Here is a 22091-nt window from a genome sequence, read left to right as displayed (position 1 = left end):
TCGCGGTTATCCGCCCTACCGCAGAACGTACCTTCCGGGCACCGGATGCCCTCCTCCCGCCTGAGGGAGAGGGCCGGGATATTGGCAGCCGGCGCAATGGGGAGGACCTGCATTCCGGGCGCCGGAGATCATCGTTCACCCCGCGATCCGACCCCACAGCGCGCTGGCGTCGTCGTGGATCTTGAAACGCGGGAAAGCCAGGGCCTGGTCGTCGCCCTGTTCGATCTCGCGCAACTCGTCGAGCATGGCGCTCACTCCGACGTCCTCGAGGCGCCGCAGCAACTGTTCGTCGGTATAGCGGCGGAAAGGCTCGACCAGCCGGTCGAAGCCGTCGGTCATCAGCACGAAGGAACGCAACGCGGCGAGCGGCAAGGTCTCGCGCTGCACCTGGCCGAGCCAGCGGTCGCTGATGTCCAGCGCCCAGTAGCCCTCGGGCTTGTTCATCAGCAGGCGGTTCTGCCGCACGCGCGGGCGGCTGGCCTTGAACAGTTCGGCGTGATCCCACTGCGGATGTTCCTCGCGCATCCGGCAGAAATGCGCCAGGGATTGCCGATCCAGTTCGTGTAGGGCCGAATCGCCGAAGCTGCGTACCTGGCCGTCGGCGCCTTCGACGAGGATCCGGCTGTCGCCGATGTTGAGCAGTTCGATTTCTCCGCCGCGAATCCGCAGCAGGCTCAGGCAGGCCGCCGGCATGTCTTCGAGGTCGTGCCAGTCGCGGCCGCTCTGGGCGCGGAAGTCGCCCTGGATATCGTTGAGCAGGCGCCGCAGCAGGGTCTCGCTGGATTGCTCGGGCTCGACTTCCAGCAGCAACCGCAGGTGCCGGTCCACCGCCTGGGCCAGCCAGCGCGCGTCGCTTTCCACGCCCAGCACGCTGCGACCGATGCTGGTGGCACCGTCGATCACCCAGGCGGCCTGCGCCGTGCAGCCCAGCGCATCGTCGTTCACCGCGCCCCCCGCGCGGCATTCCGCCCCGAGTATTTCCACTGTGGCCATTCGCAGTTCCTCCTATGCTCAATGCGCTGCCAGAATAGCAAGACAGAGCCTTTCCACGTTCCGCTCGTCGTTCCGGGAGAACCGTATGCGTCACCTGCCCTACCCGCTGCTGGGCCTGCTCCTGGCCCTGTCGTCGACCGGCGCCGCCCTGGCCGGCGAACAGTACTACCCGCTGGACAAGGGCTCCGCGCCCTACGCGGTCGCGCCCAGTGCACAGGGTGCGGTCTGGTACGGCGCGGACGGCGGGCATTCGCTGGGGCGCCTCGACCCGACCAGTGGCGAGAGCGTGCAGGTGCCGCTCGGCGAAGGCGCGCGGCCGCGAGCCATCGTCAGCGACGAGAGCGGCAACGCCTGGGTGCTCGACAGTGGCCTCAACGCCATCCTTCGCATCGGCGGCGAGCGCCTGGGCAGCGAACGTTTCCCGCTACCGGCCAAGGCCGCGCCGGCCGGGCTCGAGTCCGCGGTATTCGACGACGACGGGCGCCTCTGGTTCACCGGCAGCCGCGGCTTCCACGGTCGCCTCGACCCAGCCAGGCGCCTGGTGGAGGTCTGGCCCTCGCCCCAGGGCAAGGCGGCGAACGGCATCTGCGTCACCCCGGACGGCGAGGTCTGGTACGCGCAGGACGACGCGCTGGTGCATGTCGATCCGCTCGACGGCAGCGCCGAGCGGTTGCCCGCGCCTGAAGGCACGAAGGCCTTGCGCGGGATCGGCGCCGACTCCATCGGCAGGCTCTGGGCCAGCGACAGCGGTGGCGCCCGGCTGTACCGCTACGATCCCAGCGATGCCTCGTGGCAGAGCTGGCCGCTGCCGGACAGCCAGGCCCGCCCGGACAGCCTGCGGGTCGACGCCATGGACCGTGTCTGGCTGCACGACGCCGCCAGCGGGGCGCTCTTGCGTTTCGACAGTGAGCAGGCGACATTCCGCGTCCTGCCCAGCGACCGGCCGGCGCCCGGCAACGCCCTGCTCGGCGGTCGCCCCGGAGAAACCTGGAGCGCCGAGCCTGCCGCCGATCGTCTGCGCGTCGTCCGCGACTGATCCTTCCAAGGAGCCCGCATGAGCGCTACCCATACGCTGTTCTACGCCGCCGCCTCGCCCTTCGTGCGCAAGGTCCTGGTCCTGCTCCACGAAACCGGCCAACGCGAGCGCGTGGCGCTCGAGGAAGTCACGCCGACGCCGGTCGCGCCCATCCGGCAGCTCAACGCCAGCAACCCGGCCGGCAAGATTCCCGCCCTGCGCCTGCCGGACGGCCAGGTGCTGCACGACAGCCGGGTGATCTGCGACTACTTCGACCAGCAGCACGTCGGCGAACCGCTGATCCCCCGCGAAGGCAGCGCCCGCTGGCGACGCCTGACCATCGCCTCGCTGGCGGACGCCGTCCTCGACGCCGCGGTGCTGTCCCGCTACGAAACCTTCGTCCGCCCCGAGGAGAAGCGCTGGGACACCTGGCTCGAAGCACAGCGGGAAAAGATCGGGCGGTCCCTGGCGTGGCTGGAGGGCGACTGCATCGCCGAACTGCAGGCGCGCTTCGACATCGCCGCCATCGGCGTCGCCTGCGCCCTGGGCTATCTCGACCTGCGCCAGCCGGAGTGGGACTGGCGCGGCCGCTACCCGCGACTCGCCGCCTGGTTCGCCGAAGTCAGCCAGCGCCCGTCGATGCAGGCCACCCGCGCCTGACCCCGAGGCCCGCCGACGCCTGCTGCCGCCGCAGGCGCTCGGCGCGTTGCAGCCAGGCCGCCGAGGGGCCGGGGAACAGCAGGCCGATCCGCGCCGCCAGGCGCTCGCCGTCGCGACGGTCGTCGCGCAGGCCGACATAGCCGTTCATTTCCAGCACACCAGGCGGAACAGCAGCAGGCCCAGCAACAGCGCGCTCTGTCCGAGCCCCATGCAAAGCTCCAGGAAGGAGCGCACGTGCGGATTGCCGGCGGCGCCCTCGATGCCGCTGAGGCCTTCCCAGAATCCGTCCGGCATCAGCACCAGCATGGCGTGGGCCAGGGGCTTGCCGCTGGCGATCCAGTACTCGATCAGGCCGAACTTGCCGAAGAACAGCAGAAAGATCAGGATCACGCCGCTGACCAGCAGGCCGAGGGCGGCACAGAGGGTGAACTCGAAGAACAGGCGCATGCTTTTCCTCCTTGGAAATCGGCGGCGGCCGGCGCCGCCGCCTTCGTCGTCAGGCCCTGGCGGGTACCGCCGGGAAGTCCTTGCGGCCGACCCCGTACCAGTCCAGGCGGCGGGTCAGCACCATCACCGCGGCAAGCACCGCGAACAGCAGCAGCGAACCCATCAGCAAGGCGTAGTCCTCCGCGCTCAGCAAGCCGTAGAGCAGGCCGTACAGCCCTGCCAGGCCGGCGCTGAAGCCCAGCCCTCGGGCCACGCTGCGCAGGACGAAGCACAGGTAGAAGCCGATCAGGCCGACGCAGGCTCCGGCGGAGACCAGGTAGGCCAGCTCGAAGCCGACGTGCTCGGCCAGCGACAGCAGCAGCAGGTAGAAGAACGCCAGCGCCAGGCCGACCAGCGCGTACTGGACCGGGTGTACCGCCAGGCGCTTGAGCACCTCGAAGAGGAAGAAGCCGGCGAAGGTCAGGGTGATGAACAGCAGCGCGTACTTGATCGCGCGGTCGGCCTTCAGGTACTGGTCCACCGGATCGACCAGGCCGACGCCGAAGGCGCGCGCCTGGAAGCCGTCGCAACGCTGCTCCTCCACGCAACTGCGCAGCGCCTCTTCCATGTTGGTGGCGAAGAAGCTGGTCTGCCAGCGCGCGGTGAAGCCCTGGGCGGTGATCTCCCGCTCGCTGGGCAGGAACTCGCCGCCGAAGCTCGGGTGCGGCCAGTCGGCCTTCAGGATGACCTGGCTGTCGCGGCCCACCGGCACGATGTCCAGCCGCTCGCTGCCGAGCAACGACAGGTCGAAGGCGTACTCCAGGCGCTGCGCCTGGCGCCCGTCGACGCCTTGCAGCGGTGCGTGCACACCGCTGCCGAGCAGGCCGACCCGGCTACCCGGCTCGAAGTCAACGCTGGCACCGTTGAGGGACAGGCGCAGGGCATTCTCGATGCCGCGGATGTCGCTGATGCCCATCGCCAGGAACGGCGTTTCGAACTGGTAGTCCTCCAGGTCTTCTTCGATGCCATAGTGCGCAGGCACCTGGAAGTAGCCGGCAACCTTGTTGTCGACGTGGTACAGGCGCGCCTGGTAGATGCCACGGTAGCGCAGCTCGGTGCGCATCTGCCCGTCGAGGGCGAAGCGGTCGGGCAGGAAGTACAGCTCGCCGCGCTGCTCGCGCTCCTGCAACACGCGCTTCTCGGTCTTCTCCTCGGTGACCCACTCGCGCACCGTCCTGCGGTACGGCACCACCAGCAGCGGGCCGGTGAGGCGCTGGCTGTAGCTGGAGCTGCGGGCGATATCCTGCAGCACGCCGTCACGAACCTCCTGGCGATCGCGGATCAGGCCGTCGATCATCAACAGGGGAATCAGCAATAGCAGGATGAGTAGGGCGATGGCGCCGAGCTTGTAGGCCAGCGTGCGGTTCATGGGGGGACTCTCCGTCGGGGTGATGGCGGAAAGTCTGCGGCGCCGCGATGGCGGGCTTCGGGTCGCCGTGTGGAGAGTCGATGGAGTTTCCGTGGAGGCGCCTCAGCCGCGCGACAGCCAGAGCAGCGCCTCGACGCCGTCGTCGCGGTTGCCGACCTGCAACCGGCCGCCATGCAGTTGCGCCACCTCGGCGACGAAGTTCAGTCCCAGCCCGGTGCTCTTGCGCCCGCTGGCCGGGCGCGGCAGCGAGTAGAAGCGTTCGGTGAGGCGCGCCAGGGCGTAGTCGGGAATCGCCGGCCCCTGGTTGAACAGGCGCAAGGCGATACCCTCGCCGTCGACCTCGGCGAGCAGGCGAAGGATGCCGCCGGGCGGGGTGAAGTCGAGGGCGTTGTCGAGCAGGTTGGCCAGCGCCTGGCGCAGCAGGAACTGCTCGCCGCGAACCTCGCAGGGACCTTCCAGGCGGTTCTCCACCCGCAATCGCTGGCGCTGGATACGCGCCGCCTGGCCTTCCAGCAGGGACGCGGCGATCTCCCGCAGGTCGACCTTGCCGACCTCCTCCAGGCCTTGCCGCTGCTCCACCTGGGCCAGGCTCAGCAGGCGCTCGATCAGTTGTTGCAGGCGCTCGCTCTCGCCGGCGATGTTGCCGACGAAGCGCGCCCGCTGCTCGGCCGGCATCTCGCCGTCGAGCAACTCGGCGGCGCCACGGATCGCCGCCAATGGGCTCTTCAGTTCGTGGGTCAGGGTATGCACGTAGCGCTCGACGTAGTCCTTGCCTTCCAGTTGCGTGCGCATGCGTTCCACCGCGTCGGCCAGTTGCGCCATCTCGCCGCCGCGATAGCGCGGCAGCTCGGCGCGGCGCCCCTCGCTGACCGCCTGTGCGTACTGGGTGAGGCGCCGCAGCGCGCCGCTGAGCCACCAGGAGAGCAGGCCGCCGACCAGCAGCCCGAGGGCGATCAGCCCGGCACCGAGCCAGGCCAGGCGCCGCTGCGAGCGGTCGATGTAGGGTTGCAGGCTGCTGTTCGGCTTGGCCACCGAAACCACCCCGATGATCTTCCCGCCATCCTTGATCGGCGCCGCCACGTACATCACCGAGGAATCCGGGTCGTCCGGGTCTTCGCGGCTGGAGCGCGCGCCGTACTGGCCCCGGAGAGTCAGGTAGACGTCGTTCCAGCGCGAATAGTCCTGGCCGACGGCCACCCCGGCGGAGTCCAGCAGCACCTTGCCGCTGGCGTCGGTGACGTAGATGCGGTGGTTCACCGCCTCCTTGCGCAAGCCCCAGATATCCGCCTGCGGCACCCGCTTGCCGTAGTCCTCGAGCATCTCCGGCAGGTCGCTCTGTGCCAGGGTGCCGTTCTTCACGTCCTGGCGGAGGATCTCGGCGAGCAGGTTGGCGGTGTCCACCAGGGTTTCCTCGGTGGACTGGCGCACGCCGGGGCGCACTTCGTCCATCACCGTGCTCAGCACGAAGTAGCCGGTGAGACCGACGAACAGGAAGTAGACCAGGAAGATCCGAACGCCGAGCGGCATCAGGCGTGGTCCGGGCTGTAGCTGTAGCCCAGGCCGCGATGGGTCTGGATCGCTTCGCCGCGTTCGTTCACCTGGCGCAGCTTGGCGCGCAGGCTCTTGATGTGGCTGTCGATGTTGCGCTCGTAGCCGGCCTCGCTGGCGACGCCGAGGGCGTCGAGCAACTGCTCGCGGCTGAATACCCGCTCGGGCTGCCCGAGCAGCGTCTGCAGCAGGCGGAACTCGTGGCGGGTGAGGTTGAGCGGGGTGTCGCGGTAGTGGATCCGCACGCGCTCCTCGTCGACCTGGAACGGCCCGCTCGGCGCGGCCTCTTCCAGCGCCGCCGGGCGCGGCGCCATGCGCTTGAGGATGGCCTTGACCCGAGCCGCCACCTCGCGCGGGCTGAACGGCTTGACCACGTAGTCGTCGGCGCCGATCTCCAGGCCGACCACGCGGTCGATCTCGGCATCGCGCGCGGTGAGGAAGATCACCGGCACCTCGGAGAACCGCCGCAGGCGCTTGCAGGCCTCGAAACCGCTGATGTCCGGCAGACCGACGTCGAGGATCAGCAGATCCGCCGGCTGGCGCTCCTGCAACGCCAGCGCCTCGCCGGCGAGGGTCACCCAGGTGGTGGCGAAGCCTTCGGCCTGCAGGGCGTAGAGCAGGGTGTCGGCAATCGCGGCTTCATCTTCGACGATCAGGATATGCGGCATGGCGTGACGGCGGCTGACGGGAATGCCGGAACGGTGCCGCAAGCCGGCGCGCGCGTCAATCGCGCCGCCGGTGGCGTAGGACGCTTACTTGCAGGTGGGCTTGTCGGCGACGAAGCGCTCGGAGGGATCGACCGCGACGTGGAATTTGCGCAAGCCCTTGGTGCCCATCAGGAACGGATAGTTGAAGGCGCTGCGGTCGGTGAGGTTGACCTCGATGGTCTTCATCGCTCCGCCCAGGCAGACCTGCAGGTCGATCACCGGGCGTTCGCTCAGGCGGTCCTCATCCTCGTCCTCGCCGTTGCGGTTGTCGGCGCGGTTCTTGATCTTGCCGATGCGCGCCAGCTTGTGCTCGAACACCGAGCCGTCGGCCTCCTTGGTGGCCAGCCGGAAGCGCACCCACTCCTCGCCGTCGCGCTGGAACAACTCGATGTCCTTGGCCGACAGCGAGGAGGTGTAGGCGCCGGTGTCCATCTTCGCCTGCAGGGTGCGGTCCAGCTCCGGCAGGGAGACCCATTCGTAGCGGCCGTAGAGGTTGGGTTCGGCGGCGAGGACCGGCAGGGCGAACAGCGAGAGCAAGGCAAGGGCACGCTTCACGCGGGCATCTCCTGAAGTGATACGAGGTCCACATAGGACTAGCACGGCGCGGTTTCGTTCGCCACGCCGGCGGCTTGGGCGGCGCGGCGCGGATGCGTATGATGGGCCGCGTCGACCCACACCCAGGACAGGGAAACCAACCATGCGGGAACTGTTGACCGGCCTGACCAGCAGCCTTCTGCTGCTTCTCAACACGCTGATCCTGATCGGCCCGATGATGCTGATCGCACTGCTCAAGCTGGTGCTCCCCGGCCAGCGCCTGAAGGACCTCTGCTCCAGGGGCGTGATGTGGATCGCCGAGACCTGGGCGGAGATCGACAAGTGGATCTTCGCCACCTGCACGCCGACGGTCTGGGACGTGCGCGGCGCCGGCGACCTGCGCCAGGACACCTCGTACCTGGTGGTGAGCAACCACCAGTCCTGGGTCGACATCCCCGCCTTGATCCAGGTGTTCAACCGGCGCACCCCGTACTTCAAGTTCTTCCTCAAGAAGGAGCTGATCTGGGTGCCCTTCCTCGGCCTGGCCTGGTGGGCGCTGGAGTATCCGTTCATGAAGCGCTATTCCAAGGCCTTCCTGGAGAAGCACCCGGAACTCAAGGGCAAGGACCTGGAGATCACCAAGGCCGCCTGCGAGAAGTTCAAGCGCATCCCGGTGACCGTGGTGAACTACCTGGAAGGCACGCGTTTCAGCGAGCAGAAGAAGGCCCGGCAACAGTCGCCCTATCGCCACCTGCTCAAGCCCAAGGCCGGCGGGGTGGCCTTCGTCCTCGCCGCGCTGGGCGAGCAACTGGACGCCCTGCTCGACGTCACCGTGGTCTACCCGAGCGACAAGGTGCCGGGATTCTGGGACCTGCTCTGCGGACGGGTGCCGAAGGTGATCGTCGACATCCAGACCCGCCCGATCGATCCCGCCCTGTGGCAGGGCGACTACGAGAACGACCCGGTGTTCCGCCAGTACGTGCAGGAATGGGTCTCGCGCATGTGGGAAGAAAAGGACGAACGCATCGCCCGCTTGCGGCAACTGCGCTGAAGTACCGGCCGAAGCACACCCATCTCGTAGTGCGAATAACCGCAACGCGGTTATCCGCCGTTTCCACGGCGCAGCGGCGGATAACGCCGGGGGCGTTATTCGCCCTACCGGTGCGGGCAACGAATATCCGGGCGCCGCACCCACTTCGTAGGGCGAATAACCGCAACACGGTTATCCGCCGATCCGCTGGCGGCAGATCAGAGCAGCGACGAGCCGCCCGCCTTGCTCACTCCCCAGAGATTGCTCAGGCTGCCCAGCAGCTCGCTGTTGGCGCCCTGCTTGCCGAAGTAGTCGACCAGCACCTGGGCGAACTTCTCGGTCATCCCGCTATCCATGCCCAGGGTGCCGAAGGCCTTGTTCACGTCGCCCATGCTGTCCGCATTGCCGAGCAGCGAACCGAGGCCCTTGCTGTCGCCGCCGCTCTTGCCGAGCACGTTGCCGAGCCCGCCGAGACCGGCCAGGGCGTTGTTGCCGGCCAGCTTGTCGAGGCCGGGGATAGTCTTAACCAGTTGCGAATAATCGTTGCCGGCCAACTGGTTCTTGGCCAGGCCGAGCAGGGCGCCGGTACCGCCGACCGCCTGCTCCTGGCTGACCCCGAGCTGGCCGGTGAGTGCGCCGAGCAGACCGCTGGTCTGCGGGGTGGTGGCTACCTGGGCGGAGTCGCCCTGGGATGCCCCGGCGACCGCCTTGGCGGCATCCCCGAGATTGAAGGCGAACGCGGAGGCGGCGCTGAGCAGCAGGGCCGCGGCCAGGGTAGCGTGGGTGGTGACGCGCATCGGCAATTCCTCATGAGATATCGAACGCCCCGGCCGCATTCGCAGGCCGGGGTGAGATTTCGACCGGCCGGCCGGTGCCTTGTTCCCCAACCTTGGTCGGGTCACTTGGCCTTCGGCTTGTCGGCCTTGCCCTTGGCGGCGGCGCCTTTCTTCGCCGCCGGCTTCCTCGCCGCCGTCGCGCGGCCCTTGGGCGTCTCGCCGGCGCCGGATTTCTTGCGTGCCGCCGGCTTCGGCGCGGCGCCCTTGCGGTAGCCGACGCCGTCCTTGGCGTCGTAGAAGAAGGTGACCGTCTCGCCCTCTTTCACCTCGCCCTTGAGCATCGCCGTGGCCAGGCGCGTCTCCAGTTGCTGGCGGATCTGCCGCTTCAGCTCGCGGGCGCCGAACTCCGGCTGGTAGGCCTCTTCGGCGAGGTGGCCGACCAGGCTGTCGTCGATGTGCAGGTAGATGTCCTGAGCGTGCGCGGCGCGCTTCACCCGCTCCAGTTGCAGGCGCACGATGTCCTCGATCTGCGCCTTGCTCAGCGACTCGAAGACGATCACCTCGTCGAGGCGGTTGAGGAATTCCGGGCGGAAATGTCCGCGCAAGGTAGTCATCAGTTCGCGCTTGAGCTTCTCCGGCGGCTGGGCGAACTCGCCGGCCTGGGCGTTCTTCATGATCAGCTCGGAGCCGAGGTTGCTGGTGGCGATGATGATGGTGTTGGTGAAGTCCACCACGCGCCCCTTGCCGTCGGTCAGGCGGCCGTCGTCGAACACCTGCAGGAGGATGTTGTTGACGTCGGCGTGGGCCTTCTCGATCTCATCGAGCAGGATCACGCTGTACGGCCGCCGGCGCACCCGCTCGGTGAGCTGGCCGCCCTCGTCGTAGCCGACGTAGCCCGGCGGCGCACCGATCAGCCGGGACACCGCGTGGCGCTCCATGTATTCGCTCATGTCGATGCGGATCATCGCGTCTTCGTCGCCGAACACCACCTCGGCCAAGGCCTTGGCCAGCTCGGTCTTGCCCACCCCGGTCGGGCCGAGGAACAGGAAGGTGGCGATCGGCCGGCTGCCCTGGCGCAGCCCGGCGCGGGCCAGGCGCACGGCGTCGCTGACCGCGGTGATCGCTTCCTGCTGGCCGATCACCCGCTGGTGCAGGCGCTCTTCCATCTGCAGGAGCTTCTCGCGCTCCTCGGCGGTCAGTTCGGTGACCGGGATGCCGGTGAGCCTGGAGATGATCTCGGCGATGTCCTCGACCCGCACCTCCTCGGTCTTCGACCCCTGGGTCTGCTGCCAGCGCTCGGTGATCTGCTCGAGGTGTTCCTTGCGTTCCTGGATGCGTTTCTCGAAGACCTTCGCCTCGTCGTACCACTTGCGGCTGGCGGCGTAGTCCTGCTCGCGCTTGAGCTGCGCCAGCTCGGCCTCCAGTTCCTGGATCTCGGCCGGCCGCGAGGTGCTGGCGATGCGCACGCGGGCGGCGGCCTGGTCGATCAGGTCGATGGCCTTGTCCGGCAGGAAGCGGTTGCCGATGTAGCGGTCGGACAGCTCGGCGGCGGCGACGAAGGCCTCGTCGCGGATGGTCACCTTGTGGTGGCCTTCGAGCTTGTCGCGCAGGCCACGGAGGATGGAGATGGTCTGCTCCACCGTCGGCTCGGGGACGAACACCGGCTGGAAGCGCCGCTCCAGCGCGGCGTCCTTCTCGATGTACTTCTGGTACTCGTTGAGGGTGGTGGCGCCGATCAGGTTCATCTCGCCGCGCGCCATCGCCGGCTTCAGCACGTTGGCCACGTCCAGCCCGCCTTCGCCGCCGCCCTGGCCGGCACCGACGATGGTGTGCACCTCGTCGATGAACAGGATGATCTCGCTCTGCGCCGCCTGCAGTTCGTCCATCACCTGCTTGAGGCGTTCCTCGAACTCGCCGCGGTACTTGGCGCCGGCGACCATGGCGTTGATGTTCAGTTCGACCAGGCGCTTGTCGCGCAGCACCTCCGGCACCTCGCCCTGGACCATGCGCTGGGCCAGGCCTTCGACGATGGCGGTCTTGCCGACGCCGGGCTCGCCGATCAGCACCGGGTTGTTCTTCTTGCGCCGGGCGAGCACCTCGATGGTGGTCTCGACTTCCTTCGAGCGGCCGATCACCGGATCGAGCTTGCCTTCGCGGGCCAGCCGGGTCAGGTCGCGGCTGAACTTGTCCAGTTGCGGAGTGTTGCTCGGGCCGTCCACGCGGCCGTCCTCGGCGCCCTTGCCGACCACCTTGACCGCTTTCTGCCGTAGCGCCTGCTCGGTCAGGCCGTACTTCTTCAGGAGCGTCCCGGCGAAGCTGTCCGGCACCGCCGCCAGGCCGAGCAACAGGTGCTCGGGGCCGACATAGCTGTGGCCGAGTTCGCGGGACAGGGCGAAGGCATGCTGCAAGGCGCTCTTCACCCGCGGCGAGATGGTCATGTCCTCGCTCGCCTCGCCCTTGCTGGCGCCGCGCACGGCGTTGGCCTCGATGTACTGCTTGAGGTCGGCCGGCGACAGGCCGAACTGCTTGAGCACCGCCTGCACCACGTCGGCGTCGGCCAGGGCGTAGAGCAGGTGCTCGGTGTCCACTTCGCGCTTGCCGAATTCGGCGGCGACCTGCGCGGCGCGTTGCAGGTACTCGGTGGTCTGCTTGCTGAAGTACTCGGCGATGTCCACCGCCTCCGGCTCGCGGGCGCGCACCGGGGTGACCGGGCTCTGCTCGCCGAAGCCGGAGAAGATCTCGTCGAACGGGCTGCCGCCGCCGAACAGCGACTCCAGCGGCGAGCGCATGCGCTGCTGGCGCATCAACTGGCGGTAGTGCAGTTCGCAGAGGGCGAGTTCGCGGCGCTGGCCGTTCTGTACCAGGCTGACGCGGGCGACGGCGGGACGTTCGTGGCAGATAGCGCAAAGTTCCTGGGCCATGGGAGGACTCCTGTTTCCACGGAAGGTGGGCTTCGGCGACGGCAGCGGCGACCGGGGTCGCCGAGCGCTGCGTGGAGAACATCGCGACAAGGCGGTGAAGCACGCGCCGTCGAGCATGCAACGCGGGACATGTCCGTGCGATGACGAAGCGCCGACGTCGCATCCGCAGCCACTGACGGGGTGACTCTTGAGTACTAGCACAGCAGCCGGCGAGCGCCAGCGCTTCGGCTTGACCCAGGACAATGAAAGGCGACCTCTCTGGCCGCGACTTCCGCCGCAATGCCCGCTGTTCGCCCCGATCCGGTCGCCGGCCGTCCCATCGCGGCGAGAACTTCTCTATGCTTGGGCCCTGTCCGCCCGAGGGAGCCCGTCCATGAGCGAGCCGTTCCAGCTCACCCCCCGCATCGCCCGCCAACTGCCCTGGCTGGTTGCCGTCGCCTTCTTCATGCAAGCCCTCGACGGCACCATCCTCAACACCGCGCTGCCGAGCATGGCCAGTTCGCTGAACGAAAACCCGCTGCGCATGCAGGCGGTGGTGATCGCCTACCTGCTCACGGTGGCCCTGCTGATACCGGCCTCGGGGTGGATCGCCGACCGTTTCGGCACGCGCCGGGTGTTCCTCGGCGCGGTACTGCTGTTCAGCCTCGGCTCGTTGCTTTGCGCGCTGTCGCCGAGCCTCGAACTGCTGGTCGGGGCGCGCATCGTACAGGGCGTCGGCGGCGCGCTGATGATGCCGGTGGGACGGCTGGTGATCCTGCGCGTCTACCCGCGCCAGGACCTGGTGCGGGTGCTCAGCTTCGTCACCATTCCCGGCCTGCTCGGCCCGCTGGCGGGACCGACGCTGGGCGGCTGGCTGGTGGAGTACGCCTCCTGGCACTGGATCTTCCTGATCAACCTGCCGGTCGGCCTGCTCGGCTGCCTGGTGGCGATGAAGCTGATGCCGGACCTGCGCAGCCCGGTGCCGAGCCGTTTCGACAGCATCGGCTTCCTGCTCTTCGGCGGCTCCATGGTGCTGATCTCCATCGCCCTGGAAGGACTCGGCGAGCTGCACCTGTCGCACCTGCGCGTGGTCCTGCTGCTGATCGGCGGACTGGTCCTGCTCACCGCCTACTGGCTGCGCGCGCTACGCATCGACAAGCCGCTGTTCCCGCCGAGCCTGTTCAAGGCGCGGACCTTCGCCGTCGGCATCCTCGGCAACCTGTTCGCCCGCCTGGGCAGCGGCGCCCTGCCCTTCCTCACCCCGCTGCTGCTGCAGGTGGGACTGGGCTACCCGCCTTCCACCGCGGGCATGACCATGATCCCGCTGGCGCTGTTCGCGATGGTCGCCAAGCCGATGGCCAAGCCACTGCTGGACTTCTTCGGCTATCGCAAGCTGCTGGTCGGCAACACCCTGATCCTCGGCTGCCTGATCGCCGGCTTCGGCCTGGTCGACCAGGACACCCCCTACGTCTGGCTGCTGCTGCACCTGAGCCTGCTCGGCGCGGTGAACTCCCTGCAATTCACGGCGATGAACACCCTCACCCTGATCGACCTGCAGGACAGCAACGCCAGCAGCGGCAACAGCCTGATGTCGGTGGTCGTGCAATTGTCGATCAGCCTTGGCGTGGCTTGCGCGGCGGCGTTGCTGGGCGGTTTCCAGACCGACCTGGATACGGGGCAGGACACCGTACTCGGCGCCTTCCACGCCACCTATGTCAGCGTCGGCCTGATGTCGATGCTGGCCGCAGCGATCTTCTTCCAGCTCGGCAGCGAGGACGGCCGCACCAGCCCGCGCCGGGTCGATCCGGAAAAGGACCCGGACCTCTAGCCGGGCTCGCGAGGACGAGGCGCGCCCGCGCAACCTGTGGATGACGGCGCTGATCGTGCTGCCCCGGCTGGCGCTGGCCGCCGGACTGCCGCGCGGGTTCTTCTACTGAGCGGCAAGCGCGCCGCAGGTGGGTTTGCGGGTGAAGGTTCGGGACACGTCGACCGCGCCGAGGTGTTCGAGCGTGCGGCGACCGAGCAGCACCGGATAGTTCATGTTGCCGCGGTCGCGCAGGGAGAACTGCTCGCGCAGCAGCTTGGCGCCCAGGCAGATGTCCATCGCCACCACCGGACGGCTGTCGCTGCCGCCGGCGCCGCGTACCTTGATCAGCCGCAGCACCTTGCGCTCGAAGGTCACGCTGACCGGCGCCTTGCTGTCGGCGGTGGGCAGCACGACATCGAAGCGCACCCAGCGCTCGCCGTCCTTCCTGTAGCGATGGATATTCCTCGCGTCCAGCGACGAGGTCAGCGCGCCGGTATCCAGCTTGGCCTTGGCCTGCATGCGCTCGGGCATCAGCCAGGACTGCTCGATCCAGCCCCAGTGCTCGGTGGCGGCATGGCAGGACGCGGAAGAGAACGACAGCGACAACAGCGCGGCGAAGGCCAGACGACGGGATTGCACAGGCTTCATCGAAACGACTCCGAACGGGACCGGGCCACTCTGGGCGGGAACTCGTCAAGACAGGGTGAACGGCAGGCGAAGACAGTGTGACGGTTTTCTCCGGGCAATAAAAAACCCGGATGCTTCCATCCGGGTTCTTCGGGCTGGGGCCCAGGGATCTTAGTTGATCACCTGAACGCGCTCGGCCTGCATGCCTTTCTGGCCTTGTACGACTTCGAAGCTGACCTTCTGGCCTTCGGCCAGGGTCTTGAAGCCGTTACCTTCGATGGCACGGAAGTGAACGAAAACGTCCGGGCCGCTTTCCGGGGTAATGAAGCCGTAGCCTTTGGTTTCGTTGAACCACTTAACGGTGCCGTTCTGACGGGACATTGCAAGTTCTCCTTGGAACTATGGGTATTGATTTAGCCACGAAATCGTAGCCGGTAACTGAGTTGCAAGGAGTTACAAGGAGTCGAGCAGGACGGGCTGGAATTTCCGACCGCATCAGGTCACGATCGACGGCGACCCATGCAAACACAGTGTCAGCACTCTACGACAAAAAACTGAGGAAAGCGAACCTGTATAAAAATACAGAAACGCGCTTTTTTCGTTTTTCGGACGAACGGTACTGGCCAAAGATACATTGCCTGTCGCTGCTGCTCCGGCGGCGATCGCACGCGGCAAGCCGCCGCAGGCTGCTAGACTAGCCGCTCGTATCGCCTGCCGAGCCCTGCCCCGTGACCTCCACCGCTTTCTCCTCGCTGCCGCTTTCCGCGGACCTCCTGGCCAATCTCGACTCCCTCGGTTACCGGGAGATGACGCCGATCCAGGCGCAGAGCCTGCCGCTGATCCTCCAGGGCCACGACCTGATCGCCCAGGCCAAGACCGGCAGCGGCAAGACCGCGGCCTTCGGCCTCGCCCTGCTCAGCCCGCTGAACCCGCGCTACTTCGGCTGCCAGGCGCTGGTGCTGTGCCCGACCCGCGAACTGGCCGACCAGGTCGCCAAGGAGATCCGCCGGCTGGCCCGCGCCGCCGACAACATCAAGGTCCTGACCCTCTGCGGCGGCGTCCCCTACGGCCCGCAGGTGGCTTCGCTGGAGCACGGCGCGCACGTGGTGGTCGGCACCCCGGGGCGCATCCAGGAGCACCTGCGCAAGGGCACCCTGGTCCTCGACGGGCTCAATACCCTGGTCCTCGACGAAGCCGACCGGATGCTCGACATGGGCTTCTACGACAGCATCGCCGAGATCATCGGCCAGCTCCCCGAGCGCCGGCAGACCCTGCTGTTCTCCGCCACCTACCCGGACGGCATCGAGAAGCTGGCGAAGACCTTCATGCGCGATCCGCGACAGGTGAGGGTCGAGTCGCTGCACGCCGACAGCCAGATCGAGCAGCGCTTCTTCGAGATCGATCCGAAACAGCGCATGGACGCCGTGGTACGCCTGCTCCAGCATTTCCGGCCACAGTCCTGCGTGGCCTTCTGCCAGACCCGCCAGCAGTGCCAGGAGCTGGCCGACGCACTGAAGGCGCAGCGGATTTCCGCCCTGGCCCTGCACGGCGACCTGGAGCAGCGCGAGCGCGACCAGGTCCTGACGGTGTTCGCCAACCGCAGTTGCAACGTACTGGTGGCCACCGACGTGGCCGCCCGCGGGCTGGACATCGCCGCCCTGGAAACGGTGATCAACGTCGAGCTGGCGCGTGACCCGGAGGTCCACATCCATCGCATCGGACGCAGCGGTCGCGCCGGCGAGAAAGGCCTGGCCCTGTCGCTGGTGGCGCCGGCCGAGGCCAGCCGCGCGCAGGCCATCGAGGACCTGCAGAAGCAGCCGCTGGCCTGGTACGCCCTCGGCCAGTTGAAGGCCAGCCCGGAGCCATTGCTGCCGCCGATGAGCACCCTGTGCATCGCCGGCGGACGCAAGGACAAGGTGCGCCCCGGCGACCTGCTGGGTGCCCTCACCGGCGACGCCGGGCTGCCCGGCAGCGCGGTGGGCAAGATCGCCATCTTCGACTTCCAGGCCTTCGTCGCCATCGAGCGCGGCCTCGCCCACCAGGCCCTCAAGCGCCTGAGCGAAGGCAAGATCAAGGGTCGCTCGTTCAAGGTCCGCCTGCTTTAGCGCGCCGCCGCTTCGCTCGCCGGGCCCGCTCCGGCGCGCGATATCGCCGCCGGGTAACGTTCGGCGCGGCGACGACGTCTTAGCGTTCGCAGGCACGAAGCCTGCATCCGCCAGATGCCCGGCTCGACCGAGTTGCCCACGGCAGCGCTTCCTGCGACTGCGGCGGGCAGCGGACTTCCAGTCGCGCGAAATCGGCCGATTGAATTAGCCGGACAGGCCACATAGGCTGAACCACGGACCATCGGATAGCACTCCGCCCCCATGCCGCCCTCTTCGTTGACACACACGCTCCGCCGCCTCTGGGCCCTCGACAAGTTCGCCTATAGCCTGCGGGTATTCATCGCCCTGGCCGGCGCCCTGCTGCTGTGCTGGTGGCAGGACCGCATCGAGCTGCTGATCCCGCTGTTCCTCGGGATCATCGCCAGCGCCCTGGCGGAGACCGACGACAACTGGCTCGGCCGCCTGCAAGCGCTGCTGGTGACCCTGCTGTGCTTCAGCGTCGCCGCCTTCGCCGTCGAGTTGCTGTTCCCCTATCCCTGGCTGTTCGTTTCCGGGATGGCGCTGTCGGCGTTCGGCATGATCCTCCTCGGCGCCCTCGGCGAGCGCTATGCGGCGATCGCCTCGGCGACCCTGATCCTCTCGATCTACACCATGATCGGCGTGGACCAGCGCGGCGGCGAGGTCGCCGATGTCTGGCACGAACCGCTGCTGCTGGTGGCCGGGGCGGCCTGGTACGGGCTGCTCTCGGTACTGTGGAACGCGCTGTTCTCCAACCAGCCGGTGCAGCAGAGTCTTTCCCGCCTGTATTTCGAGCTGGGCGAATACCTGAGGATCAAGTCGAGCCTGTTCGAACCGTTGCGCCAGCTCGACGTGGAGGGCCAGCGCCTCGCCCTGGCACGGCAGAACGGCAAGGTGGTGGTGGCGCTGAACCAGGCCAAGGAGACCATTCTCAACCGTCTCGGCCATGGCCGGCCGGGCCCCAAGGTGAGCCGCTACCTGAAGCTCTATTTCATCGCCCAGGACGTCCACGAGCGCGCCAGTTCCTCGCACTACCCGTACAACCGGCTGGCCGAGGCGTTCTTCCACAGCGACGTGCTGTTCCGCTGCCAGCGCCTGCTCAACCAGCAGGGCAAGGCCTGCCAGGCCCTGGCGCGGGCTATCCGCCTGCGCCAGCCGTTCGACTACGCCGACCGCGAGCTGGCCCTGGAAGACCTCCAGGCCTCGCTCGAACACCTGCGCCAGCAGAGCAACCCGGCCTGGAAGGGCCTGCTGCGCTCGCTCGGCGCCCTGGCCGCCAACCTCACCACGCTGGACCGCAAGCTGGCCGGGGCGAGCAACCCGGACGCCATCGCCGACGAACAGGACAGCGCCCTGCTCGACCGCTCGCCGCGCAGCCTGAAGGACGCCTTCGAGCGCCTGCGCCAGCAGCTCACCCCGACCTCGCTGCTGTTCCGCCACGGCCTGCGCATGGCCCTGGCGCTGACCGCCGGCTACGGCGTGCTGCACTGGATCCATCCGACCCAGGGCTACTGGATACTGCTCACCACGGTGTTCGTCTGCCAGCCCAACTATGGCGCGACCCGCCTGCGCCTGGTGCAGCGGATCCTAGGTACGGTGGTCGGCCTGGTGGTCGGCTGGGCGCTGATCGACCTGTTCCCCAGCCCGCTGGTGCAGTCGCTGTTCGCGGTCGCCGCCGGGGTCGCCTTCTTCGCCACCCGCAGCAGTCGCTATACCCTGGCGACGGCGGCGATCACCCTGCTGGTGCTGTTCTGCTTCAACCAGGTCGGCGATGGCTACGGGCTGATCCTGCCCCGCCTGTTCGATACCTTGCTAGGCAGCCTGATCGCCGGCCTCGCGGTGTTCCTGGTGCTGCCCGACTGGCAGGGCCGCCGGCTCAACCGCATGCTCGCCAACACCCTCGCCTGCAACAGCCGCTACCTGCGGCAGATCATGCAGCAGTACGCCACCGGCAAGCGCGACGACCTCGACTACCGCACCGCCCGGCGCAACGCGCACAACGCCGACGCGGCGCTCTCGACCACCCTGTCGAACATGCTCCTGGAGCCCGGCCACTTCAGGAAGGACGCCGAGATCGGCTTCCGCTTCCTGGTCCTCTCGCACACCCTGCTCAGCTATCTATCCGGCCTCGGCGCGCACCGCGAAAGCCTGCCCGAGGACGCCAGCGACGGCCTCCTGGAGCGCGCCGCCGAGCGGCTCTCCGCCAGCCTCGAGGAAATCGCCGCGAGCCTGGAACAGAAACGCCCGGTCGCCATCTACAGCGAAGAGGAGGAAGCGCTGGCCAAGGAACTGGAGCAGATGCCCGAGGACATGGACGACAGCCATCGCCTGGTACAGACCCAACTGGCGCACATCTGTCGCCAGCTCGCCCCGCTGCGCACCCTGGCCGCGCACTTGCTGAAGAAGGAACTGGCCGGCGCGCAGCCGCTGCCAGGCCAGCCCTAGCGCGCGCCGTAGCGCTCCAGCAGGCGCTGGTAGCTGCCGTCGTCGCGCATGCCGCGGATGGCCAGGTCGAAGCCGTCGACGATCTCGTCATGCCGGGGATTCCTCAGGCTCACCAGCAGGTGCAGGCCGTTCTCGCCAAGCGGGGTGGGCAGTACCTCCAGCTTGTCGCGCAAATCGGCCAGCTCGCCCTTGAAGGCGACCCCCAGCGCCAGCTCGTCCTCCACCGCCAGGTCGACCCGCCCCGCCTCGAGCATCCGCGCGGCGTTGGCGAAGCTGGTCACGTTGACCTTCTGCAAACGGCTGTCACGGTCGAATTCGGGCGCGTAGGCATAGTCGCGCACGACCGCGATGCGGTAGGGACGCAGGTCGCTCAGGCGGGAAAACTCGATACCCCGCCCCTTGCGTTGCAGCAGGCGAATGCGGTTGCTCAGGTAGGCGCGGGAAAACTGCCCGTAGAGGCTGCGGGCGGGCTCGTACCAGGCGCTCAGGGCGATGTCGTAGTCGCCGCTGCGCACGCCGTACAGGGCACGCGACCAGGGTACCTGCTGGAAACTCGAGTCGAAGCCGGCGCGCTTGAGCGCGGTGGTCACCAGTTCCACCGCCAGGCCGTTGCCAGGCAGGCGCGAATCGACGAAAGGCGGCCAGGAGTCGCCGACCAGGCGCAGGTTGGCGGCAGGCAGCGCGCAAGGGAGGAGCAATGTCAGCAGCAGGAGTGCGCATCGCAGCATGAAGGAGCGTCCCGGGAGTGGATCGCCACAGCATAGCCATCCCGACCCCGGGCACGCATGTCCCCGTGTCGCGGCTCGATGATATTTCCATCACAAACCGCGCGCGTTCACCTCTCCTCATCCTCTCCGGCGGCCTTTTCGTTCCGCGGCGCGGCACCTGCGTACTTGCCGCCGAAGAGTTCGATCGGCATCGGGAAGACGATGGTCGAACTCTTGTCGCCGGCGATCGCGCCGAGGGTCTGCATGTAGCGCAACTGCATGGCGCCACTCTGCCGGCCGAGCATCTGCGCCGCCTGCATGAGTTTCTCCGAGGCTTGCAGCTCGCCCTCGGCATGGATCACCTTGGCCCTGCGCTCACGCTCCGCCTCGGCCTGCCGGGCGATGGCGCGGACCATCGATTCGTTGAGATCGACGTGCTTGATTTCCACATTCGCCACCTTGATGCCCCAGGCGTCGGTCTGCGCATCGAGCACTTGCTGGATATCCAGGTTCAGGCGCTCGCGCTCGGCGAGCATCTCGTCCAGTTCGTGCTTGCCCAGCACCGCGCGCAGGGTGGTCTGCGCCAACTGGCTGGTGGCGGCCAGGTAGTTCTCCACCTGGATGATCGCCTTCTGCGGATCGAGCACGCGGAAGTACACCACCGCGTTGACCTTCACCGAAACGTTGTCGCGGGAAATCACATCCTGCGGCGGCACGTCGAGAACGATGGTGCGCAGGTCGATGCGCACCATCTGCTGGATCGCCGGGATCACCAGCACCAGCCCCGGCCCCTTGACCTTCCAGAACCGCCCGAGCTGGAACACCACGCCACGCTCGTACTCGCGGAGGATGCGCAGCGCGCTGAACAGCAGCAGCGCGAGGAACACCAGCAACATCGCCAAACCATAGGAAATACCCATCATCCACCTCCTTCATCGGCCAGCGCGACTTCCAGGAGCAGGCCCTTGCGCGCCAGCACCCAGACCGGCTGGCCCACCGCCAGCGGCCGCGCGGCGAGCACCCGCCAGCGCTCGCCCTGGAGCAGCACCCAGCCTGCGCAGGGTTGTTCGGAATCCACCGCCGCCACCGTCGCCAGGCTGCCGACCAATCCGGCGGTGCCACTTACCACCGCTTGCCGGCGAGTACGCAGGGCCATGCCCAGCAGACCGACGATCAGCGCGGCGCTGAGCAACGCCAGGGCCACCACCAGGCCGGGCGGAATGCCGTAGCCGGGCACCTCGGTATCGATCAGGATCAGCGCGCCGACCACGAACGAGACGATTCCGCCGATGCCGAGCACGCCGAAGCTGGCGACGAACGCCTCGCCCACCATGAACGCCAGGCCCAGCGCGATCAGCGCCAGCCCGGCGTAGTTGACCGGCAGCATCTGCAGGGCGTACAGGCCGAGCAGCAGGCAGATGCCGCCGAGTACGCCGGGCAGCGCCATGCCGGGATTGGCCAGTTCGAAGATCAGACCGTAGATGCCGATCATCATCAGGATCAGCGCCACGCTGGGATCGGTGAGCACCGCCAGCAACCGCGCGCGCCAGTCCGGTGCCTGGCGCTCGACCGTGGCGCCGGCGGTAGCCAGGGTCAGCGCGCGCTCGCCGACGCGCAGGCTGCGGCCGTCGAGCTGGCGCAGCAGGTCGGGCAGGTCGCGGGCCTGCAGGTCGATCACCTTCTGCGCCGCGGCCTCGTGCGCCGCCAGGCTGACCGCCTCGCGCACCGCGCGCTCGGCCCATTCGACGTTGCGCCCGCGCAACTGCGCGAGGCCACGGATATAGGCGGCGGCGTCGTTGACCTGCTTGCGCGCCATGGGTTCGGCGTCCCGCGCCGGGGGCTTCTCTGCGGGCTTGTCCGGCGTCCCCAGGCGCACCGGGGTGGCGGCGCCGAGGTTGGTCCCCGGCGCCATCGCTGCGATATGGCAGGCATACAGGATGTAGGTGCCGGCGCTCGCCGCCCGCGCCCCGCTGGGCGCGACGAAACCGGCGACCGGCACCTGGCTGGCGAGGATCGCCTTGACGATGCGCCGCATCGATGCGTCCAGGCCGCCGGGCGTGTCCAGTTCCAGCACCACCAGTTGCGCGCCGTCCTCGGCGGCACGCTCGATGCCGCGCACCAGGTAATCGGCGCTGGCCGGGCCGATCGCACCATCCACCGAGAGCACCCGAACCGGGCCGGAGGCCGCGAGACAGGCCGGGCCGGCGAAGCACAACAACAGCGCCAGCGCGAGCCGGCACGGCATCCGCATATCGACCTCCCCGACCGCCCGGCCGGGCCACCCCGGGACGAAGGCGCTCGTCCCGCGCACCGGGCCGGCAAGCGACCGGCCCCGCCGCGCACTTCTCAGTCTAGTCCAGTGGC

General features: G+C 68.1%; 20 protein-coding genes. 6 read left to right on the top strand and 14 right to left on the bottom strand.

From position 1 onward, the window contains the following. Positions 1-135 precede the first annotated feature (135 nt). Positions 136-993 (bottom strand): PP2C family serine/threonine-protein phosphatase, encoded by an 858-nt coding sequence (locus tag LJF27_RS19970; protein ID WP_003099950.1) that lies wholly within the window; start codon positions 991-993, stop codon positions 136-138. Positions 994-1078: 85 nt separating this feature from the next. On the opposite strand from LJF27_RS19970, the gene LJF27_RS19965 reads away from it, so the two are divergent. Continuing rightward, on the top strand, positions 1079-2029 hold the full coding sequence (locus tag LJF27_RS19965; protein ID WP_003111755.1) for a virginiamycin B lyase family protein: 951 nt from the start codon (positions 1079-1081) through the stop codon (positions 2027-2029). Positions 2030-2047: 18 nt separating this feature from the next. Further along, complete coding sequence (locus tag LJF27_RS19960; RefSeq protein WP_003113265.1) at positions 2048-2668, top strand: glutathione S-transferase; 621 nt, start codon at positions 2048-2050, stop codon at positions 2666-2668. On the opposite strand, the gene LJF27_RS19955 is transcribed toward LJF27_RS19960, so the two are convergent. From LJF27_RS19955 to LJF27_RS19930, 6 genes are all read right to left on the bottom strand, one after another. After that, a complete protein-coding gene (locus LJF27_RS19955; RefSeq protein ID WP_003084739.1) occupies positions 2631-2816 on the bottom strand; it encodes a hypothetical protein in 186 nt (61 codons plus the stop codon). The genes LJF27_RS19960 and LJF27_RS19955 overlap by 38 nt on opposite strands. Beyond that, entirely contained in the window at positions 2813-3115 is a 303-nt protein-coding gene (locus LJF27_RS19950; protein WP_003084737.1) for a hypothetical protein, read from the bottom strand. The genes LJF27_RS19955 and LJF27_RS19950 overlap by 4 nt, the downstream gene beginning before the upstream one ends. A 49-nt stretch (positions 3116-3164) precedes the next feature. Then, a complete protein-coding gene (gene creD, locus LJF27_RS19945) occupies positions 3165-4523 on the bottom strand; it encodes a cell envelope integrity protein CreD (protein ID WP_003099944.1) in 1359 nt (452 codons plus the stop codon). Between the two features lie 102 nt (positions 4524-4625). Next, complete coding sequence (gene creC / locus LJF27_RS19940) at positions 4626-6050, bottom strand: two-component system sensor histidine kinase CreC (protein WP_010793529.1); 1425 nt, start codon at positions 6048-6050, stop codon at positions 4626-4628. Next, positions 6050-6739: a two-component system response regulator CreB gene (creB, locus tag LJF27_RS19935; protein WP_003113268.1), complete on the bottom strand. Its 690-nt coding sequence runs from the start codon at positions 6737-6739 to the stop codon at positions 6050-6052. Before creB ends, creC begins: the two co-directional genes overlap by 1 nt. A gap of 84 nt (positions 6740-6823) precedes the next feature. Further along, positions 6824-7333 carry an ATP-dependent zinc protease gene (locus LJF27_RS19930; RefSeq protein WP_003084733.1) on the bottom strand — a complete coding sequence of 170 codons (510 nt, stop codon included), beginning with the start codon at positions 7331-7333 and terminating at the stop codon, positions 6824-6826. Positions 7334-7475: 142 nt separating this feature from the next. Here LJF27_RS19930 and LJF27_RS19925 point away from each other — a divergent pair, with 142 nt between their 5' ends. Further along, positions 7476-8363 carry an acyltransferase gene (locus tag LJF27_RS19925; protein WP_003099939.1) on the top strand — a complete coding sequence of 296 codons (888 nt, stop codon included), beginning with the start codon at positions 7476-7478 and terminating at the stop codon, positions 8361-8363. Positions 8364-8560: 197 nt separating this feature from the next. On the opposite strand, the gene LJF27_RS19920 is transcribed toward LJF27_RS19925, so the two are convergent. After that, on the bottom strand, positions 8561-9139 hold the full coding sequence (locus tag LJF27_RS19920) for a DUF2780 domain-containing protein (RefSeq protein ID WP_003084725.1): 579 nt from the start codon (positions 9137-9139) through the stop codon (positions 8561-8563). A gap of 101 nt (positions 9140-9240) precedes the next feature. Further along, positions 9241-12039 (bottom strand): AAA family protein disaggregase ClpG, encoded by a 2799-nt coding sequence (clpG, locus tag LJF27_RS19915; RefSeq protein ID WP_003117917.1) that lies wholly within the window; start codon positions 12037-12039, stop codon positions 9241-9243. A gap of 373 nt (positions 12040-12412) precedes the next feature. Here clpG and mdtD point away from each other — a divergent pair, with 373 nt between their 5' ends. Then, positions 12413-13846, top strand: a complete 1434-nt coding sequence (mdtD, locus tag LJF27_RS19910) for a multidrug transporter subunit MdtD (protein ID WP_003084717.1) — start codon at positions 12413-12415, stop codon at positions 13844-13846. A gap of 102 nt (positions 13847-13948) precedes the next feature. On the opposite strand, the gene LJF27_RS19905 is transcribed toward mdtD, so the two are convergent. Together LJF27_RS19905 and LJF27_RS19900 are read right to left on the bottom strand one after the other, a co-directional pair. Further along, entirely contained in the window at positions 13949-14473 is a 525-nt protein-coding gene (locus tag LJF27_RS19905) for an ATP-dependent zinc protease (RefSeq protein ID WP_003117916.1), read from the bottom strand. 150 nt (positions 14474-14623) lie between these two features. Beyond that, positions 14624-14833 (bottom strand): cold-shock protein, encoded by a 210-nt coding sequence (locus tag LJF27_RS19900; RefSeq protein WP_003084710.1) that lies wholly within the window; start codon positions 14831-14833, stop codon positions 14624-14626. A 347-nt stretch (positions 14834-15180) separates the two neighbouring features. Here LJF27_RS19900 and dbpA point away from each other — a divergent pair, with 347 nt between their 5' ends. Together dbpA and yccS are read left to right on the top strand one after the other, a co-directional pair. Further along, positions 15181-16557: an ATP-dependent RNA helicase DbpA gene (dbpA, locus tag LJF27_RS19895; RefSeq protein ID WP_003113273.1), complete on the top strand. Its 1377-nt coding sequence runs from the start codon at positions 15181-15183 to the stop codon at positions 16555-16557. Between the two features lie 261 nt (positions 16558-16818). Beyond that, positions 16819-19020: a YccS family putative transporter gene (gene yccS / locus LJF27_RS19890; RefSeq protein WP_003084700.1), complete on the top strand. Its 2202-nt coding sequence runs from the start codon at positions 16819-16821 to the stop codon at positions 19018-19020. Here the strand turns inward: yccS and LJF27_RS19885 are convergent. The 3 genes from LJF27_RS19885 to LJF27_RS19875 all read right to left on the bottom strand — a co-directional run bounded on the left by LJF27_RS19885 (position 19017) and on the right by LJF27_RS19875 (position 21978). Then, entirely contained in the window at positions 19017-19748 is a 732-nt protein-coding gene (locus LJF27_RS19885; protein WP_003109736.1) for a substrate-binding periplasmic protein, read from the bottom strand. The two genes, yccS and LJF27_RS19885, sit on opposite strands and share 4 nt — an antisense overlap. A gap of 107 nt (positions 19749-19855) precedes the next feature. Further along, positions 19856-20650, bottom strand: a complete 795-nt coding sequence (locus tag LJF27_RS19880; RefSeq protein WP_003084693.1) for a slipin family protein — start codon at positions 20648-20650, stop codon at positions 19856-19858. Then, entirely contained in the window at positions 20647-21978 is a 1332-nt protein-coding gene (locus LJF27_RS19875; RefSeq protein ID WP_003099925.1) for an NfeD family protein, read from the bottom strand. Before LJF27_RS19875 ends, LJF27_RS19880 begins: the two co-directional genes overlap by 4 nt. Between the last annotated feature and the right edge of the window lie 113 nt (positions 21979-22091).

The organism is Pseudomonas sp. 203-8, from assembly GCF_020708595.1.
Taxonomy (GTDB): Bacteria; Pseudomonadota; Gammaproteobacteria; order Pseudomonadales; family Pseudomonadaceae; genus Pseudomonas; species Pseudomonas aeruginosa.
This window is presented reverse-complemented; position numbering and strand designations above follow the sequence as displayed.

Bases quoted from the DNA above. Each gene is read 5' to 3' on its own strand.
- LJF27_RS19970 (WP_003099950.1), bottom strand. From the start codon at position 993: ATGGCCACAGTGGAAATACTCGGGGCGGAATGCCGCGCGGGGGGCGCG.
- LJF27_RS19965 (WP_003111755.1), top strand. From the start codon at position 1,079: ATGCGTCACCTGCCCTACCCGCTGCTGGGCCTGCTCCTGGCCCTGTCG.
- LJF27_RS19960 (WP_003113265.1), top strand. From the start codon at position 2,048: ATGAGCGCTACCCATACGCTGTTCTACGCCGCCGCCTCGCCCTTCGTG.
- LJF27_RS19955 (WP_003084739.1), bottom strand. From the start codon at position 2,816: ATGAACGGCTATGTCGGCCTGCGCGACGACCGTCGCGACGGCGAGCGC.
- LJF27_RS19950 (WP_003084737.1), bottom strand. From the start codon at position 3,115: ATGCGCCTGTTCTTCGAGTTCACCCTCTGTGCCGCCCTCGGCCTGCTG.
- creD (WP_003099944.1), bottom strand. From the start codon at position 4,523: ATGAACCGCACGCTGGCCTACAAGCTCGGCGCCATCGCCCTACTCATC.
- creC (WP_010793529.1), bottom strand. From the start codon at position 6,050: ATGCCGCTCGGCGTTCGGATCTTCCTGGTCTACTTCCTGTTCGTCGGT.
- creB (WP_003113268.1), bottom strand. From the start codon at position 6,739: ATGCCGCATATCCTGATCGTCGAAGATGAAGCCGCGATTGCCGACACC.
- LJF27_RS19925 (WP_003099939.1), top strand. From the start codon at position 7,476: ATGCGGGAACTGTTGACCGGCCTGACCAGCAGCCTTCTGCTGCTTCTC.
- LJF27_RS19920 (WP_003084725.1), bottom strand. From the start codon at position 9,139: ATGCGCGTCACCACCCACGCTACCCTGGCCGCGGCCCTGCTGCTCAGC.
- clpG (WP_003117917.1), bottom strand. From the start codon at position 12,039: ATGGCCCAGGAACTTTGCGCTATCTGCCACGAACGTCCCGCCGTCGCC.
- mdtD (WP_003084717.1), top strand. From the start codon at position 12,413: ATGAGCGAGCCGTTCCAGCTCACCCCCCGCATCGCCCGCCAACTGCCC.
- LJF27_RS19905 (WP_003117916.1), bottom strand. From the start codon at position 14,473: ATGAAGCCTGTGCAATCCCGTCGTCTGGCCTTCGCCGCGCTGTTGTCG.
- LJF27_RS19900 (WP_003084710.1), bottom strand. From the start codon at position 14,833: ATGTCCCGTCAGAACGGCACCGTTAAGTGGTTCAACGAAACCAAAGGC.
- yccS (WP_003084700.1), top strand. From the start codon at position 16,819: ATGCCGCCCTCTTCGTTGACACACACGCTCCGCCGCCTCTGGGCCCTC.
- LJF27_RS19885 (WP_003109736.1), bottom strand. From the start codon at position 19,748: ATGCTGCGATGCGCACTCCTGCTGCTGACATTGCTCCTCCCTTGCGCG.
- LJF27_RS19880 (WP_003084693.1), bottom strand. From the start codon at position 20,650: ATGATGGGTATTTCCTATGGTTTGGCGATGTTGCTGGTGTTCCTCGCG.
- LJF27_RS19875 (WP_003099925.1), bottom strand. From the start codon at position 21,978: ATGCGGATGCCGTGCCGGCTCGCGCTGGCGCTGTTGTTGTGCTTCGCC.